Raw genomic sequence first — 17705 nt, forward strand, 5'->3', positions numbered from 1 at the left:
AATTTAAACATTGCTTTGATCCCCTACCATGTAAAATCGCCAAAAATTTTGTAATTCTTCATAGATACCCAAATATGCCCAACCATTAACCACCCTAATATAAATTAATATTTAGTTAATCAATCATCTTCCAGTGACAGATGCGCCGTGAAATTGTCATGGATAATTAGAAAAAGCTAATTTATTAGAATAACCCTAAAACCTGAGCTACAACATGGCTCATGGTTTAATATTCCATTTTGAATTCATTAGCTAATCCAAACTATTTTTGCAATCAGTCTATCCCCAACCTAATTTTCAATGAGCGATAAGAGCGAAAGTTACAAAGTTATTAGTGATAACCGCCAAGCCCGTTTTTTGTATGAAATCCTAGAAACCTATGAAGCTGGGATTCAGTTGACAGGAACAGAAGTCAAATCAATTCGTGCGGGTAAAGTCAATCTCCAAGATGGTTACGCTTTGATTCGTGATGGTGAAGCATGGCTAATTAACGTGCATATTTCACCTTACAACGCCAGTGGACAATATTTTAATCATGAACCACGCCGGACTCGCAAGCTGCTGCTACATCGTCAGGAAATTCGGAAACTAATTGGTAAAGTAGAACAGCAAGGCTTGACATTAGTACCTTTAAAGATGTATCTCAAGCGGGGCTGGGTGAAAATTAGTATAGCCCTTGGTAAAGGTAAAAAGCTCCATGATAAGCGAGAAGACCTCAAACGCCGTCAAGATCAACGGGATATGCAACGGGCTATGAAAAATTATTAGTGGTAGGAAAATCTTTCTGATTTACACCCCTACACCCATGCTCTATTCTCAAAACAAAGTGATGACAGTAGACGAGCCACTGTATATCTTCAGCGTGAGTTGAGTAAACACCCAGTTTATAGCCGCAGATTGATACTGCTAGCTAGTGTAATCGATACAGTTGTGGATAACTGTGGAAGCAACAAGGAACTTTTACCATGAAACGTTACTTCACCACTTCTGTTGGGGCTGCTGTTCTCTCTTTAAGTATGGCGACTTTGCCCTTTAGTTTACCTGCCAACGCGCAGGTAACTGATCCGAGAGTTGAGACTATCCCCAGGACAACAACTTATTATGAACGGGACACTTTTGATTGGGGTTGGTTGGGTTTAATTGGTTTATTAGGTTTAGCTGGGTTAGCGGGTAGAGGTAGAAGAGATCGTGAAGAACCAACCCGCTATCGTGATCCGAATGCGCCTGGTGCTACCACTTACAGAGACTAAGCCTAGCCGTAGTTTGTGAATTTTTGTGTGTTAATGATTATAGGCACGGCAAAGAAAACTAACTTCCATGATGCCGTGCCTTTTGATTTATTTACACTTTAATTGGCTGCTGGTTGTGGGTTGGGTGAGTTAACTTCTGGAGTTTGCGCTTGAGTTAGAGGTGTCCAATAGCTGGCTATCAAGGCAACCATCAGCCACCAGAGGGTATTCACTTCAGGACGAAACCAGATAGTATCTACTGTGCCATGTGCTAACATCCCCAGCATCGTGGCAAAAGCTCCAATTAACCAAAATCCTTCTTTGTTACCTGATTGTCGCAATCGTCGCAATTGCATAAAGGCTGTATTCGCGGTAACAATGATTAACCAGAGAAAACAGCTAAGTCCAATCAACCCAGTTTCTACAGCCACCTCTAGAAAAATGGAATAGGCACTTAAGGCAGTATAGCGAGGGCGTTGATAAAGAGGGTAGATTTTATTAAATGAGTTGTGACCAGGGCCGATACCGATAATCGGGCGATCGCGGATCATCTCAAATACCGCATCCCAAACATTGCGACGAAAGTTATTACTGCTATCTTGGCGGTCGGCAAAGATGCTCAAAATCCGCAGCCGTACTGGTTCCACGAAAATGACTGCTAGCACCAATAAGCCAATGACACTGCCGAACAGAAGGGGTAGCGACCAAGTGCGCCAAAAAGGCGACATTTGCAAACCCCACCAATAAATTAACAAAGCGATCGCACTCAACAAAGCTACCAACAAACCAATCCAGCCACCACGACTAAAAGTTAAAACTAAACAGGCAGTATTGACAATTAACATGGTTAATGCTAATGATTTTCTCACCCAGCTTTGCCAAGCAAAAAAAGCAACTAGACTTAAAACTACGGCTGGGACAAGATAACCAGCTAACAAATTAGGATTACCCAAATAACTGTAAACCCTGGTAGTTTTAGATAAGGGAGATTCTGGATCAACCCAAGTAGCTAACTGTGCCGCACCAAAAAACCATTGCCGCAAACCGTATACACTCACAATCAGTGTCACGTGTAAGTAAAGGGTAATCATCCAAGAACGTATTCGAGGCGATCGCAGCACTCTAGCACAAAGAGCAAATAGCAGCAAATACAGCGTCAACGTGATTAAATCACTTAACGCTGCTTTTTTAACTGGTGACAACGCTGTGGCGACAACAGCAACTCCCCAGTACAGCAACACCAAAAGATGAATCGGTGTAAATAAAGAATTGTTTGCAGATGTTGGTTCGTCAGTTAAAGTCAACAATAACCAAAATCCCACACAAGCTAATAGTAATACCCCTACCAAGGTACTAGATACAAAAGGCGCAAGAGCATATACCAAGCTGAGTAAGACAGCAGCTAAGATATCTCCCCACTGAATTAAAACACTGCTTTGCCGCCAAGAAAATAACAGCCCCACCAGATAACGACGCAAGTAACTGGTAGCTAGATATTCTTTTAGCGGTAAATATGATAAAGTAAGCCGTTGCCAGACTAAATTCATAAAACACGCACACTATCAATGAGCAAGCACTATTAGCACTTAGACCTGATCATAATGCGCCTGATATCAAAGAGTCATAACGCCGAATATCACAACTACTAGGTATTACTCATACTCTCCCATCAAGAAATATCGTTAACTTGTGAAGTGCTACTCATTTGCAATGGCAAACTGACTACATAGCGGTGTCCTGATTCTGGTGAACCTTGGATGGAAATCTTGCCGCCATGTAATTCTGCCAATTGGCAGCTAAGTAATAAACCTAAGCTTTCACGGGAAATATGTCCTTTTACTTGAGTGACATCTCTATGAGGATTGCCAGTAAACATATTGGATTCAGCATCATCATCCAAAGGATGTAACTTCTCTAGTGTGATTGGTGAGTCCTCAGTTTCCTTCTGATTTTCCAGATGAACACTGTAAGGATCTGTCTCACCAGCCAACTCTAGTAGAGATAATGTATTGAGCCGGAAATAAGGATCAACCTCAGTAATACCATCTCCTAACCAGGGATGGGAAACCCAGACAGTAATATTGAGCGTATTTTCTTTGTAAGAGACATGAATCCGCACAATGCTACCCGTAGCAGAGAGTTGAATCACACTGAAAATCAGGTGATATAGTATTTGTCGGACTTTATCTTTATCTAAAGGCCAAATACGTCCACGTCCTGGTTCGATAGACAGGCGAATATCTTGCTCCCGACGATTCGCTGCTTCTTCTAAAGTATTGATCGCCTGTTGACATAGCATCTCAATATCTACAGGAGCGATATTCAACTCAGTCGAATTGTCATCTATGCTTCCTAATTCGGTAATTTCGTTAACCAACGAAAGTAAGTAGCGACCACTGTGTTGGATAATCTCTAAATATTCTCTTTGCTTACTGGTCAAAGGGCCATAAATTTCCCTTCCTAAAACACTTGCCATACCTAGTACGGATGTTAAAGGTGTACGTAATTCCTGTGTGAGTTGGGCTAAAAGTTCTAGTTTGATTTCCTTGGTGCCTAAAGATTCTTTTTCTAAACTAGGTGCAGTGACTTTCATATCAGCCACCAGTTCGTCATTGAGTAACAAAGAAGGCGGACTCTGATGGCTGATTTTTTCCTGTTTTCTCGCCATGAGGAGCCGATTGCGCTCAAACTCGCTCATGCTCCACCGGGCTATAATTTGCAAAAACTCAATATCTCGATTGGTAAAATTACGTGGTACTAAATCCATTACCGCCAAAGCACCCAAGCAATTACCTGCCCCATCTATCAGTGGTGTTCCCAGGTAAGCGCGGATACCATACTCTTGTACCAACTTGTTAGAGATAGGTGTGGAATTGTTCGGATTTTGCGTATCATTAATGACAACTGTTTGAAAATTTTCTACTACCTGAGTGCAGAAAGATTCACCACGCAACAGCTGACGGCTTTGAGCTAAATGATTCATCAGCCCCAGTCTAGATAAGCCCACCGCCGACTTAAACCAATGACGTTCTTGATCTATAAATCCTAAAACTGAAATTGGTGCTTCCAAAAAGTGAGCCGCAGTTTGAGTAGCCTCCTCAAAAACTGCTATGGTTTCTGGTTGCCGCAAACCTAATTCTGACAATGCTTTGAGACGTTGTTTTTCTCTTGATTCAGGAGAAGCCCAACCGTCTTTCAGGACAAATAATCTGTTATCCGGCTCTACCATTGCCACCGTTACCTTGATCATTGCTCGATATTGTGATTTATCTAACCGCTATCACTGGGTTATGATTTCCTATTTTTAAGCATTCCCCAATTTTGCTGCTGACAAACAAGTTGAGCCAAAATTTTCTTCCCTTGATGTAAATAAGGCAGAAAATCTGTACTAAAGCCTTAGTCTCACAGAATTATGTTCGGATAATGGCAGCAACATTGTTTACTCCTGAGTTCGCATATAATGTTAATTCATACTTTTAAGTGGGTATGATAACTGTAACAGTACAGGGTGTAGATTAGGTAGAAAATACGGTGAACATTTTCATGCTCAATATGCTAGAAAGACTCAGCCCGCATGAATTTTGCCTAGGCTACGGTCAGAGATGATCATTGAGGAATCAAGGATGATTTTAATTTCATCAGCCTAAGTATGCCATCAAAGGATTTCTAGTTTTTTCTGCCCCCAAAATTTGTTGACAAAGCTGATACCACTCACTATATATTCTGGTGACAGTCACCCAAGCCAGTTAAACAATCTGATGATGTGCAAGCTTTGTTGCTGGCATTAACCCCTAGAAATTTACACCGCAAATTTTTGGGGTAAATCTCACCCTAACGGAACTGGGATGCTGACTCTCAAAGTGCATAATTTCCCATGAATTCGCTTTATTTATTCGGAATAAATCACAGAAATAACGAATAAATAAATTTGTGAAATTAAATGGTAGAAATTATAGTTTTTACATAGATAATTTTTATTTATTCAAAATTGTATATGAGAAAATATGTCAATTTTTTCTAACATTTGATGCTTGATAATGGCAACAAAACTTACTTTTAAATCATAGGTTCATCAAAACACCAAACTTAATTGTGAGGCTAACTAGCAATGACTAATATGAGAATTCCTTTTGTAGACTTACAGTTACAACACCAGTTAATTCAAACCCAGATTCAACAGGCAATTGCCAATGTTGTGCAGCAAGGAGATTTTATTTTAGGAACAGCACTGGCAGAATTTGAAGCAGACTTTGCCAAAGCCTCTGGAGCAAAATATGGTGTGGGTGTAGCATCGGGAACTGATGCGATCGCACTAGGTTTGCAAGCCTGTAACATTGGGGCTGGGGATGAGGTGATTTTACCAGTGAATACTTTTGTCGCCACACTGATTGGAGTGCTGCAAGCGGGAGCCAAACCCATCCTTGTAGATTGTGATCCGGCAACAGCATTAATTGATTTAGCAGCAGCCGCAAAAGCCATTACACCCAGAACTAAAGCCATTATTCCCGTACATCTGTATGGACAGATGGTATCTCCTGAGCAACTCAGGGATTTTGCCCATACCTACAACGTGTTAATTTTTGAAGATGCAGCACAGGCACACCTAGCCCACAGAGAAGGCTATACAGCCGGTAGTGTAGGTGTAGCCGCAGCTTTTAGTTTTTATCCCAGCAAGAACTTAGGGGCGTTGGGTGATGGGGGAATCCTACTCACAAGCGATGCAGATATTGCCCAAAAAGTGGCTCGCTTACGGAATTACGGCTCATGCCAAAAATATGTGCATGTAGAGATGGGAACAAACAGTCGTTTGGATACATTGCAAGCAGCTGTTTTATTAGAAAAACTACCACATTTACCACAATGGAATCGCGATCGCCTCAGCATTGCTCAACAGTATGACTTAGAACTAGCACCTTTAGCATCTGCTGGTATTATCCCCATCCAAAATCAAAGCGGTGCAGGTCATGTTTATCATCTTTATATCATCAGAATTACAGATGCTTGCCCTGTAAATCGCCAGCAAATCCAAGCCCAATTAACAACAAGCGGAATTCAAACCGGCATTCACTATCCAATATCTTGTCATCTTCAGCCAGCATTTACCAACTTAGGTTATCAAAGCGGAGATTTTCCCCAGGCAGAAAAACTCGCCCAAGAAATACTATCTTTACCCATGTACCCTGGTTTGAAGCATAGCCAAATCCGAGAAGTTGTCGCAGCTATTGCCAGTGTAGTTGGAGATTTTGCAGATCACCCCGCAACTACTCCATAACCAGTGTAATATATTACCAATATATCAGCAAAAAGTGGCGATTAGCACTATACCCCTACAGGGAATTCAGTTGCTTGTTGAATCCATTACAGTCTTCATACTCAGCAGTCTTGATATCTGATGTTTTTGTACCGCTTAAAACTATGGCACTTCAGCAACAGATTAAACACACAAACATAGCCCCATTGTTAAGCATCGGGATTTTCAGCCTTTTGAGCTTGCTATATGCTCCAGTGTTACTACATTGGTTAGATGGATGGCTACACAAAACTATCAGCATTGAACATGAATATTTCAGCCACGGGCTAATCGGGCTGCCATTTGCTGCTTACCTCAGTTGGCAAAACCGCAAACAGTGGCAACGCTTGCCAGATAAAAACCATACCTTGGGCTTAGTTTTACTCGTAATTGGGGGAATTTTTTATTTAAGCGGCGTTACAGAATGGGTGAATCTTTCCTTTCCCACTATCTTGGCAGCACTTTGTTTGTGGTTTAAGGGTATCCCAGGTTTCCGATTACAATGGTTTTCTCTACTGCTAGTATTTTTAGCCACCCCAACAGCCATACCATATCTCATTGCTCCTTACACCTTTCCCTTGCAAAGTTTCATTGCAGGTACAGCAGGTTTTATCTTAAATCAGTCCGGCATGGAAGTAGTTGTTGACGGCATCAATATCTATGTTGCTGGCAGAATTGTGGAAGTGGCTCCCTACTGTGCAGGGCTAAAAATGTTGTTTACAACTATCTACGTCAGTTTGATGCTGCTGTATTGGAAAGGTGTTTTATCTTCACGCCAAACAACAATTTGGTTTTTATCTATTGCTATTCTCATTAGCGTTGTTGCTAATATCATTCGTAATACTTTACTCAGTTACTTTCATGGCACTGGTAACGAAGCAGCGTTTACATGGTTACACGATAGTTGGGGCGGCGACCTCTACTCAGCTTTAATGTTACTGTCATTAGTGCCTCTGCTCAATTGGATGAATCAATATTTCTCAGTACCTCTAGACACCATAGAAGAAGCGGATATAAGCTAGAGGTGAAGTATACCAATCTGCTGAGTTGAGGTAGGCTCACATCTTGCACCTACCAATAAACCCATAAATAGCAGATACAAATTACAAAAAAATCACAGTGTATAAATGCTAAGTATCCAGAAGACTAAACAAGTTGTGACTAGTAAGTTTTTCCACTCAGTCAGCTATTAGATCAATCTAGCTCAATAAATTGAGTTGACCAACTTGAAAATAGAAATAACTGGGGATAAAACCTCCCCTTTTCGATGTTACTGCGGAGGTTGAGATGGAAAAAACTGTGGCTGTGATTATGACTGTCTATAATCAAGAACGCTATTTAGCTGCTGCTATCAAGAGTGTCTTGAATCAAACCAGACAAGATTTTGAACTATTAATTTGGGATGATGGTTCTACTGATAGTTCTGTGAAAATAGCGCGTGAATTTGCTCAAAAAGACAAGCGAGTACAACTTATAGCAGCAGAACATCAAGGACGAGCAAAATCTCTAAAAGCAGCAATGAATCAGATAACAAGCCCCTATTTTGGATTAGTAGACAGTGATGATTTATTAGCACCAACAGCTATTGCAGAAACCTCGGTCATACTGGAAGCACAGCCAAATGTAGGACTTGTATATACAGATTATCAGGTAATTAATCAAGATAACAAAATATTAGGATATGGAAAACGTTGCCGGATTCCTTACTCCAAAGAGCGATTATTAATTGATTTTATGATCTTTCATTTCCGGTTGTTACGCCGAGATGTTTATGAGCAAATAGGTGGGTTCAACGAAGAATTTGAACTAGCTCAAGATTATGACTTGTGTCTACGATTATCTGAGGTGACACAAATACAACACTTAGCAAAGCCACTCTACTATTATCGCTACCATCCACAGAGCGTATCCCAGACCAAAAGAGTCGAGCAAATCCTAGCATCACAGAATGCCATCAACCAAGCTTTAAAGCGTCGAGGACTTGATGAGACTTACGAGCTTGAAGTCGAGATTATAGGACGCTACAGGTTGCGCCCCAAGGAAAAAACACTCAATGTAGGTCTGTAGTAATAACAGACACCCCCGTAGCGGAAGATGAAAGAAGCACAACCAACGTTCATCTACCGATATGGATGTTTTGGCACCATTCAGGGAATTCAGTCGTTTTTGTGGAACTTTTCCCAGCATCGGCTGATATCAATTCACAATTCCAAAAGTCTGATTGAGCTTAGGTTTCAAGAATCACATCCCACTAAGTTAACAACACTTTTTCTCTATTACCTTAATTTTACTGAACTCATCATGTGATTTTTGCTAGTAAAATTTGGCATCAACATAGCAATTTTTACTGATGACTTTCCTATCTAACTTGTTTAAAGAAAAGCATTGGACTTATTTAGCCGTGCTGGTAATTTTGTTGCTGCTCTTAGTAACAGGAGCAGCCCCCGGATACCTCACAGGCAAATGGCAATGGAAACAACCACCACCTATTAGTAACCTCAAGGCATTGAGAGAGATACGTGCTAAAGGGTTAACTCTAGATGGTTGGAAAACTATTGAACAAGTTGAACAACTGATTGGCGAGCATAAATGGTCTGTGCAACTACTTAAGCAAGAAAACTCAGAAAACAAAGCTATCTTGCTGTTATTACCGCAAAATGGCCCCAAGGATCAACCGGAAATTGAATGGACAGATATTAGCGGCTGGGGCAAGTTTCGTTGGGGACAATGGAATATAGCGCAAGAACGTTCTGCTCAGTTAAATATTCCACAATCGCCCGATGCGGTAAATACTCAAATTACAGTAGAAGCTAGATTCTTTCGTGTCTCCACAAATCAAGAAACCTTTGCTGTCTTACAATGGTACGCTTTACCCAACAGTGGTTACACTTCTCCTTGGCGTTGGTTTGTGGCAGATCAACTAGCACAATGGCAAAAGCATCGTGCTAGTTGGGTGGCTGTCAGTATTCTCGTTCCTATGGAACCTTTAGGTAATGTGGAAACTACTTGGCCGTTAGTAAAGTCTATTGGTGAACTAATACAAGCCACATTGATGGCAGGCCCACTAAAGCCAACTCCTTGAGTGTAATTGCTGCTGAAGCTGCCCACTTTCTCTTCTATATTTTCCAGATAGCAATGTTCTTAGTTAGCAATTTTTATATACGTGCATTTAGTACCCTGTGCTTTGCTAGTTTTCAAGCAGGGATTTTCTTAAATACTTTTTCACCTGTTGTTGCTCAAAGTTTACCGCCTTCAGGGGAATCACCAGCTAATTTTCCTTCACCTCCACTAGATACAGAAACTTTACCAGCCAGTGCAAATAATCAGATTTCGCCTCAATTTAACCGTTATCTGTTAGGGCCGGGAGATGTCCTAAACGTGGCTTTTCAACGTCCTGCGGGTGCTTATCGCTTAGGGCCTGGTGACGGTATTAGCGTGCTTGTGCAACGCTTTCCAGATTTGAGCTTTCAAACCACGATTAACCCAGAAGGTAATATCACAGTGCCACTACTAGAAACAGTGTCACTGCAAGATTTAACTTTGCAAGAAGCCCAAGCAAAAATTCGCTCGTTACTCAATCGGTATGTAATTAATCCTGTGGTGGTGTTATCGTTGGCAGTACCACGCCCTGATTTGAACTTCTCAGCCCCAGTTAATCCCGAAGGCAATATTGTCATCCCACAAGTGGGAACTATCTCTGTACAAGGGTTAAGTGTGCAAGAAGCACAAGAAAAAATTCGCTTGACTTCTAGCGAGATTTTAGCAAATCGGATGTTGGTGGTGTCGTTAGCAGCCCCAAGACCTGTGCAAGTAACTGTCAGTGGGGAAGTGTTTCGACCAGGAATTTATGGTATGGCTTCATCAATACCTCGTGTTGCGGATGCTTTACTCGCGTCTGGTGGTTCTACTATGAATGCTGACTTGCGACAGGTGCAGGTACGTCGTCGGTTGATGGATGGTTCTACAATTTCTCAAACGATTGATTTATACGGGGCATTACAAAATGATGGTTCGCTGCCTAGCTTACGTTTGCAGGATGGGGACGCAATAGTTGTACCTAGTCGTGAAATTGGTGCAGATGACGGTTACGATCGCTATTTAGTGGCTCGTTCTTCTCTGGCTGTCACACAAATTAGAATCCGTGTGTTAAATTACGCTGCTGGAGGGCTTGTGACTCAAGCACTGCCTAATGGTAGTAGCTTTGTTGATGCCTTGGGAGGAATCAATCTTGATACTGCCAACCTGCGAGATATTGCTTTAGTGCGGTTCGATGCGGAACGTGGCAAAGCTGTCACCCAAAAATTAGATGCTAAGAAGGCTTTGGCTGGCGATGTCTCTCAAAATGTGCCTTTACAAGATAATGATGTGATTGTGGTTGGCCGTAGCTTGGTTGGGAGAATTACTAATTTTTTAAGTACGATTACTCAGCCATTTTTCAATGTCCGGTCTTTCCTGAATTTCTTTGAAAGCTTCGGCGGAGGGGGAAATTGATGTATATTTTTAGACTAAATTAAAAATGTATAAAAATTATAGCCTGGGGGTGACTAATCTATGAAGCATCAGGAATAATAACAAGTAACTAACTGGACAGCTAGCGATCGCTAGCTTCAATTCAACCTCGTCTGTTTACTTATGGCTTTGTTATGACCCCACCAATTGTTAAACGCTACATTATCGCTTTTGAAAAATACAAGTGGATTGGATTAGCCAGCTTTGGTTTAGTAATCGCGGGGTCAACAGTGGTGGCTATGCAACCAGAACCACCAGCCAGTTATATAGCAGATGGCGCACTGACATACACTCGTCCACCAGTTTCATTTTCTACTACTGGTACGGAAATTCAGCAACAGGGTCAGGGACTCGATGCCAAAGTGTTACTATCAGATCCTTTGGTGGAAACTGTAGCAGCAAAGGTTAATGTTTCACCTAAAACTATTGGCAAAAATATTGCTATTAAGGCACCAAAAAAAAGTGCCACCGGGGAATTAGAATCTAGCATTATTGAACTGAAATATAAAGATACTGACCCTAAGCGCGCTCAAGAAATCATACTGGAATTGATGCAAGCAATGGTCAAGCTGAGTAATGATATTAATACTGGGCGATTAAATGCAATTATTGAAAAAATTAACGAACGCATACCCCAAGTAAGATCAGAACTGCAAGCGGCAGAAAGGAAACTAGAACTGTATGATCGCCTGGAACGTCCCGCTATATTAGCAGCAGAAAACGGTAGTCTGTTGAGTGCGATCACTAATAGTCAAAATCAACAGCGTACAATTCAACAAACTATTACGGGGATTGATGCCCAAATTCGCAGTTTGCAAACAAAATTGGGATTAAATGTCGATCAAGCTTATGTTTCTTCTGCCTTAAGTGCTGATCCCATCATTGTCAGTTTACGCAATCAGATTTATCAGACTGAATCACAAATAGCTTTGCTGCGTAAGGATTTACGCCCAGAACATCCCACCATGATTCAGTTGCAGCGTCAAAAACAAGCCAATGAGGAATTATTACAACAACGGGCTGCGGAGGTAATTGGTGGTGGTGGGGCAGCCGCACCTTTAGCACGTAACGTTACTGATATCCGCGCCCAAATTAATTTAGATCCAGCTAGGCAGCAACTAGCAAACCAGATGGTGGCTTTGCAAACCCAACGAGAAACCCTGGAACAGCAGTTGGCGCAGCAATTGCGCGAAGAGATGCGATTGCGAAAGGAATATTCTCAAATACCCAACAAACAACTAGAGCGATCGCGCTTAGAACAGGAGGTAGCCCTCAAGAAAGCTGTTTTTGATCAAATGCAAGCCAAACTCACCGATGCTAGAACTGCTGAGGCAGAAACTGTCAGCAGTCTTAGCATTGCCCGACTTCCTTCGATTCTGCCTGAACCTAAAAAATCTAAGAGTATACCTTTTACTTTAGGTGTGGGCGGTTTCTTGGGAATTTTAGTTGGTGGTGGAGTTATATTCTTGTTAGGTTCGCTAGAAGGTACTTTGAGAACTAAGGAAGATATCCGCGACAACCTCAAGCAACGGGAAGCGGTACTGTTGGGAGAACTACCGTTAATGCCTGTGGATGATTTACCCCCTGAAGGAATACCGGTTGTTTTTTCTCCAGATTCCCTATATTTAGAGTTTTATGAGAAGTTCCGCAGTAATCTGCGCCGGATGGGTGGGAAAAATTTGAAGGTAATTTTAATTACTAGCACAGGTAGCAAAGAAGGTAAAACTACCAGTGCTTATAACTTGGGTGTAGCAGCTGCGCGAGCGGGAAAAAGAACTTTAATTATTGAAACAGATTTGCGATCGCCTTCCTGCTGTTCATCGCTGAAAATCAACCCAGATCCAGATGCTACTATAGAACCCCTGCGTTATTACGGTAGCTTGAGTGAATGTATTCGTTTAGTGCCAGATGTTGAAAATTTATACATCATCCCCAGTCCAGGGCCTGTGCGTCAGTCGGCGGCTATTCTAGAATCAAGCGAAATGCGGCGACTGATGGAAGATGCCAGGGAACGTTATGATTTAGTAATTTTAGATACCAGTCCCCTGAGCTTATCCAATGATCCCTTATTAATCCAACCTTACAGCGATGGCATCATCCTAGTAGCCAGACCAAACTATACTCAGGAAAATATGCTAGGAGAAGCTATAGACCAATTAGTGCAAGATGAACTGGGATTATTAGGAGTGATTATTAACGGTGCTGATATTACCATCACTTTACCACCAGTAGCTCAATCCTCATCTGAGGATGTACCCGAAGAAGACAAACAGGAGGAATCACCACAAATCTCCGTAGGTGTAACTAACTTCAAATAATTGCCCTGGCAGTCAAATCAGCCACTAATCACGTCTAAATAAACCAAATAAAGGGCTAAGAATTAACCCGAAGACAAAACCGCCAATATGCGCCCAATAAGCAACGCCTCCTGTTTCTACACTCATGTTAGCAGCAGCTTGTAGACTAGCAAGACCAGATATAACATTCTGGATAAAGAAAATCCCAATCAATACCAGTGCCGGAATACTGATTGTAGTCACAAAAAAACCTAAAAAAACCAAAGTTGTAACTCTGGCATAAGGAAAACGAATAATGTATGCACCCAACACCCCAGAAATCGCACCGCTAGCACCCAAAGACGGGATAGTTGAATACATCCCAATAAACCATTGACAAGCAGCCGCTAAAGCACCACAGGCTAAATAAAAAATTAAATATTTGAGATGTCCTAAGCGTTCCTCAATATTGTTACCAAAAACCCACAGAAACACCATGTTGGTGATCAAGTGCCACCAACCACCATGTAAAAATTGCGACGTGAATAAAGTTGTCCACTCACTCGCAAAATTGCTGGTTAGCTGTACGGGTACTACAGCATACTGATCTAAAAACTGATTTAATTGGGCATTAGATAAGCTCAATTCGTGAAGAAAGACTAAAACATTCATCCCAATTAAACCGTAGGTAAAATACGGGGTGACTCGCGTCGGGTTTTCGTCGTAAAGGGGAAACACAGGTGTTTTTCCTCATCATTCATTAATTGCAATATAACGTGAACCCGGAGTTTAATTGGTTAAATGTATCTTTTTATTCTAAGTGAGTTAAACCGGCACGTAAAGCACCGCTTTCTACCCTAAGCACCTCTAACCCTTACCATTTGTGACTTACGGTGTAAGGCAATATTAGTGATTTCACAGCCGACGGTTTTCATCTGCGCTAATATACGTTTATCCCGTTGATGCCAAACTGCAAATATTTGTTGTCTACCATCATAAAATGTGTCTGGGTCAATTTGATAAATATCATTGACGCGTTTTAACCTCAAACCGAATAAATGTAACAATCGACTCAAGATTTTAATTCCTGTGGCTTTATTTTGTCCTTTCAAAAAATCAATACCCAGGACTCTTTTAATATGTTTACTGTGTTGCCCAACTACATCTTTTAGCCAGAGTAACTTACTATCATCCTCAGTTAATTTTAGTTCTGTATCTAGGAATTGCAGCATTCCCAAGGCTCTCATTGCCTCAACTTTCAAGGTATAGGTTTTTAAATCTGGTAAAAACACTTTACCCTCACCTAAAGATAATTGCTGTTGCCATTCTTGCTCATCTTTGATATGAAAATACTCACTTTCATGGGTGAGATAATAATGAATCAATAATTGCGAGTAATATCCTTGATCATCCTGCAATTTCAGACGAGGAGTTATTTTAACTCCATATTTTTGCTTGAGATGATATTTCTGGATTTGGTGACGTTCTTCATCAGTAAGTGAATGTTGAACAGATAAATACTCATATTCTACATAATCAATATCTTTGGCGTTGGCAACATTGGTTGCTGCTGTTAATTGATTTTGTTGCTTAATATTTTTAATTTGACGCTTAATTTCTTTAGCTTTTTGCCGTTTGTCTGTCCATTCTTTCTGTACTTTGACAATTTCGAGGACTAATCTTTGGCGATTAGCTACATCACTCGGATCAGTTGCTAAAAATGCTAACCGTAAATCTCGGATAATATTGTTGTGAATGGCATTGCTTCTTACCCAAAGTTGATGTCCATCAGTCTTTAAACCGTCTTGCATTGATTGTCTGTAAAGACGCAAAGAAGCATTTACTCTCGCAGATATTTTAGCCCAAGTGCGTAAATGAATCGGGTCATAAACTAAGGGTAAATCTACATCTATTTTATGTAAGGGACTGAGCAATGCTAAGTTTTCTTTTTGATTTTCTTGATACCAATTTGACAGTAAACGATAGTTTGTACTACCGCTACCAATTAAGCCAATTCCTCTTTTAGCACACCAAACAATTCGCGGGACATTATCCCGAACTCTGGCTAATGCTTGTCGGGCTTCTGAATCGGGAATTACTCCTTGAAAAATGCCATAAACTCGGTCAAAATGTTGGACATCGATACTAATACCTGTCCCTAAACTAGGAGTGACAAATACATGATCATATTCAGTAATTTTTTGATTAATAGCTGCTACAAAATCTACGGCTGCATGTCCTGGTGTATTTGTGGTTTGACTATTGATAACTAGGGTTTTTGGAAATTCATATTTTAGTTTTTCTAAACGCTCTTTGAGATAACTTTGGATGGTTTCACAACTGTAACGTCCAGAGCGGCTGTCTGTTGTAACGTAACATTTTCTGCCAGCGAGTAAGTCTAATTCTAATTGTTGAATTAAAGGTATGGGATTGGGAGAATCATAAAATGTCACATCCCAACCTCGTTGGGGTTTCCATTGATTTACTACTACCCAAGGTTTAATTTTACATCCTGCTAAACCCTGGAGATATTCTAAAGAAATATCTGATAAATCAGCATCTTGGGCAATGACTAAGCCCCCAGTTAATAATACTGTAGAAATTAATTGTTGGAATACTTTTAAAATTTTGACGCGCTTGTGTTTACAAGTGTTGCTGTTGAGAAGATGCCATAAAGATTGTTCTACTTCATCTAAAATGACTATTGCTCCTTGCCAATCTTCTGGATGCAGTTTCCAGATAGAATCAACACACAAACCTAAAGATGGGATTTGCGCTGATGCTGGATGATTAATTATTAAGGCATTACTCTGGTTTTTGATGCTTTCACTCTGACCTAATCCCCATTTAATCCCAATTTTTTCACATAAAAATTTACCTAGTTGGATTCTATGGGTAATGAGTAATACAGGTTTGTGGTGAGTTTTGGCTTGAGTTACAAGAGATTGTAGGGCTGTGGTTTTACCTGTACCTTTTGCTGATTTGACTCCTACTAATCCAGCAGTCGGAAAATTGATTTCTCCTAAATAGGGACGATTAATGGTGAGTGTAGCCGGAATAGTTAACTCGGTGTGGGGTTTAATTTGGGCTAGGTAAATTTCTAAGTCAACGCTTTGACGATAAACTTTTTCAAAGGTGTTTGCACCTTTGGCAACTATCAACTCATCAACGCCTTTTTCTTGCCCTGGTAGTTTGATGACTTTGACAGGACATTTTTTTTCTTGAAATAAACAACCAAGTTGCGCGATCGCATTACTGACGGCAGCGATTTTTTTAGCTTCGGTTTCAAAATCAAAACATATATAAAAACTGCGTTGCATCCGCGTAAATGCCGCTAAGTCAGGTATCAATTGCCGATTGATCACTTTACCAAATCTATCTTTGATTACCCGATAACCGCTAGTAATCCCAGGAATAGCGATCGCTGCATAGCCTTGTGTCAATAATGTAGCAGCTTTCTTGGCTCCCTCACAAATAATCACAGGGATTTGAGACTCCATCACCCATTCCCAAAAGCCTACAGCTTCGCCCTGTTCGTTGATGCGGATGTGGGCAGGTATGGCGATATTATACCTTTGGGAAATTTTCTCCCAGATACCCAACGTCACCCGCAGACAAAATAACCTTGTTGGTGTGCTAGGAGGATGTTCGTATTTAATCGGCTTACCATTTTGATTCTGACGCGGTTGGTTCGGTTTAAAGCAACCCCATTCCATCGCTTCCCAATTATTCAGGGGATCTAAGCCAGAACACCACCAGCCACCAGCACCAGCATGACTGTAGCGTTGTAACCAGCCAGTTTTTACCATTCCCGTGTTCGTGCGGGGTAGATGCTCAGAAATCAACAGACACTCTAATGCTGCTACACCTGTGAGAGTCTTGAAATTCAGTTGTGTCAAGGCTAAATCAATACCACTACTCTTAATTAATTCTTCAAGATGTTGTGGGTGTAAGTCTTGTAGATACATGGGGCGAACCGCGAACGGAATCAGGATGGATTTAAAACCTTACCACGCCTTTACTGATTTTTTTTAGCAAAAATTCTCAGGGTATCTTGATATTTTTGTTACTTCGTTATCCGAGATACATCGGTGAGTGAGACCTTGGGTGATTTTGTCCGATGTCATTCGGAAATTAATAAGTTTGTATTGTATTTTTAGTGACAAAAAATTTTATATTTTCCGTATTTTTCTGGCGTGACTTGCTCTATCACAAAAGTATAATTTTTGTCAATCAAAGTTTGTCAACTCTCTCTCCCTGGGTTTGAGTCTCCCACCAATAGGTGGTAGGACTGGACGGGGGTAATCTTTCACAGATAGTCCCTGTTCCCTGTTCCCTGTTCCCCGTTCCCCGTTAAATGAAAATCAGAGGGCAGAAGGCAGAAGGGAGTTGATAATCACA

At 41.0% G+C, this 17705-nt stretch carries 12 protein-coding genes; 8 read left to right on the forward strand and 4 right to left on the reverse strand.

Translation table 11 applies throughout. From position 1 onward, the window contains the following. The first annotated feature begins 300 nt into the window (after nt 1-300). Entirely contained in the window at nt 301-768 is a 468-nt protein-coding gene (gene smpB, locus AACS98_RS01860; protein WP_066375633.1) for an SsrA-binding protein SmpB, read from the forward strand. A 197-nt stretch (nt 769-965) separates the two neighbouring features. Further along, nucleotides 966-1250, forward strand: coding sequence for a WGxxGxxG family protein (locus AACS98_RS01865; protein WP_066375635.1), 285 nt, complete (start codon nt 966-968; stop codon nt 1248-1250). Between the two features lie 98 nt (nt 1251-1348). Here the strand turns inward: AACS98_RS01865 and AACS98_RS01870 are convergent, their stop codons facing one another. Continuing rightward, nucleotides 1349-2776, reverse strand: coding sequence for an IctB family putative bicarbonate transporter (locus AACS98_RS01870; RefSeq protein WP_066375636.1), 1428 nt, complete (start codon nt 2774-2776; stop codon nt 1349-1351). Between the two features lie 122 nt (nt 2777-2898). Then, the gene (locus tag AACS98_RS01875; RefSeq protein WP_066375638.1) at nt 2899-4458 is read right to left on the reverse strand and encodes a GAF domain-containing sensor histidine kinase; all 1560 of its coding nucleotides are present in this window, start codon (nt 4456-4458) and stop codon (nt 2899-2901) included. Between the two features lie 879 nt (nt 4459-5337). On the opposite strand from AACS98_RS01875, the gene AACS98_RS01880 reads away from it, so the two are divergent. From AACS98_RS01880 to AACS98_RS01905, 6 genes are all read left to right on the forward strand, one after another. Next, the gene (locus tag AACS98_RS01880) at nt 5338-6501 is read left to right on the forward strand and encodes a DegT/DnrJ/EryC1/StrS family aminotransferase (protein WP_066375648.1); all 1164 of its coding nucleotides are present in this window, start codon (nt 5338-5340) and stop codon (nt 6499-6501) included. 143 nt (nt 6502-6644) lie between these two features. After that, nucleotides 6645-7541 carry a cyanoexosortase B gene (gene crtB, locus AACS98_RS01885; RefSeq protein WP_066375650.1) on the forward strand — a complete coding sequence of 299 codons (897 nt, stop codon included), beginning with the start codon at nt 6645-6647 and terminating at the stop codon, nt 7539-7541. A 265-nt stretch (nt 7542-7806) separates the two neighbouring features. Further along, nucleotides 7807-8586, forward strand: a complete 780-nt coding sequence (locus tag AACS98_RS01890; protein WP_066375651.1) for a glycosyltransferase — start codon at nt 7807-7809, stop codon at nt 8584-8586. Nucleotides 8587-8869: 283 nt separating this feature from the next. After that, on the forward strand, nt 8870-9601 hold the full coding sequence (locus AACS98_RS01895) for a cyanoexosortase B system-associated protein (protein ID WP_066375655.1): 732 nt from the start codon (nt 8870-8872) through the stop codon (nt 9599-9601). A gap of 53 nt (nt 9602-9654) precedes the next feature. After that, nucleotides 9655-11010 (forward strand): polysaccharide biosynthesis/export family protein, encoded by a 1356-nt coding sequence (locus AACS98_RS01900; protein WP_066375885.1) that lies wholly within the window; start codon nt 9655-9657, stop codon nt 11008-11010. A gap of 152 nt (nt 11011-11162) precedes the next feature. Beyond that, entirely contained in the window at nt 11163-13346 is a 2184-nt protein-coding gene (locus tag AACS98_RS01905) for a GumC family protein (RefSeq protein ID WP_066375658.1), read from the forward strand. Between the two features lie 24 nt (nt 13347-13370). Here the strand turns inward: AACS98_RS01905 and AACS98_RS01910 are convergent, their stop codons facing one another. Further along, a complete protein-coding gene (locus AACS98_RS01910; RefSeq protein WP_066375661.1) occupies nt 13371-14042 on the reverse strand; it encodes a rhomboid family intramembrane serine protease in 672 nt (223 codons plus the stop codon). A gap of 119 nt (nt 14043-14161) precedes the next feature. Next, nucleotides 14162-17272: a plasmid replication protein, CyRepA1 family gene (locus AACS98_RS01915; RefSeq protein WP_066375664.1), complete on the reverse strand. Its 3111-nt coding sequence runs from the start codon at nt 17270-17272 to the stop codon at nt 14162-14164. Between the last annotated feature and the right edge of the window lie 433 nt (nt 17273-17705).

It is taken from the genome of Anabaena sp. CA = ATCC 33047 (genome assembly GCF_963870205.1).
Classification (GTDB): domain Bacteria; phylum Cyanobacteriota; class Cyanobacteriia; order Cyanobacteriales; family Nostocaceae; genus Trichormus.

Bases quoted from the DNA above. Each gene is read 5' to 3' on its own strand.
- smpB (WP_066375633.1), top strand. From the start codon at position 301: ATGAGCGATAAGAGCGAAAGTTACAAAGTTATTAGTGATAACCGCCAA.
- AACS98_RS01865 (WP_066375635.1), top strand. From the start codon at position 966: ATGAAACGTTACTTCACCACTTCTGTTGGGGCTGCTGTTCTCTCTTTA.
- AACS98_RS01870 (WP_066375636.1), bottom strand. From the start codon at position 2,776: ATGAATTTAGTCTGGCAACGGCTTACTTTATCATATTTACCGCTAAAA.
- AACS98_RS01875 (WP_066375638.1), bottom strand. From the start codon at position 4,458: ATGGTAGAGCCGGATAACAGATTATTTGTCCTGAAAGACGGTTGGGCT.
- AACS98_RS01880 (WP_066375648.1), top strand. From the start codon at position 5,338: ATGACTAATATGAGAATTCCTTTTGTAGACTTACAGTTACAACACCAG.
- crtB (WP_066375650.1), top strand. From the start codon at position 6,645: ATGGCACTTCAGCAACAGATTAAACACACAAACATAGCCCCATTGTTA.
- AACS98_RS01890 (WP_066375651.1), top strand. From the start codon at position 7,807: ATGGAAAAAACTGTGGCTGTGATTATGACTGTCTATAATCAAGAACGC.
- AACS98_RS01895 (WP_066375655.1), top strand. From the start codon at position 8,870: ATGACTTTCCTATCTAACTTGTTTAAAGAAAAGCATTGGACTTATTTA.
- AACS98_RS01900 (WP_066375885.1), top strand. From the start codon at position 9,655: ATGTTCTTAGTTAGCAATTTTTATATACGTGCATTTAGTACCCTGTGC.
- AACS98_RS01905 (WP_066375658.1), top strand. From the start codon at position 11,163: ATGACCCCACCAATTGTTAAACGCTACATTATCGCTTTTGAAAAATAC.
- AACS98_RS01915 (WP_066375664.1), bottom strand. From the start codon at position 17,272: ATGTATCTACAAGACTTACACCCACAACATCTTGAAGAATTAATTAAG.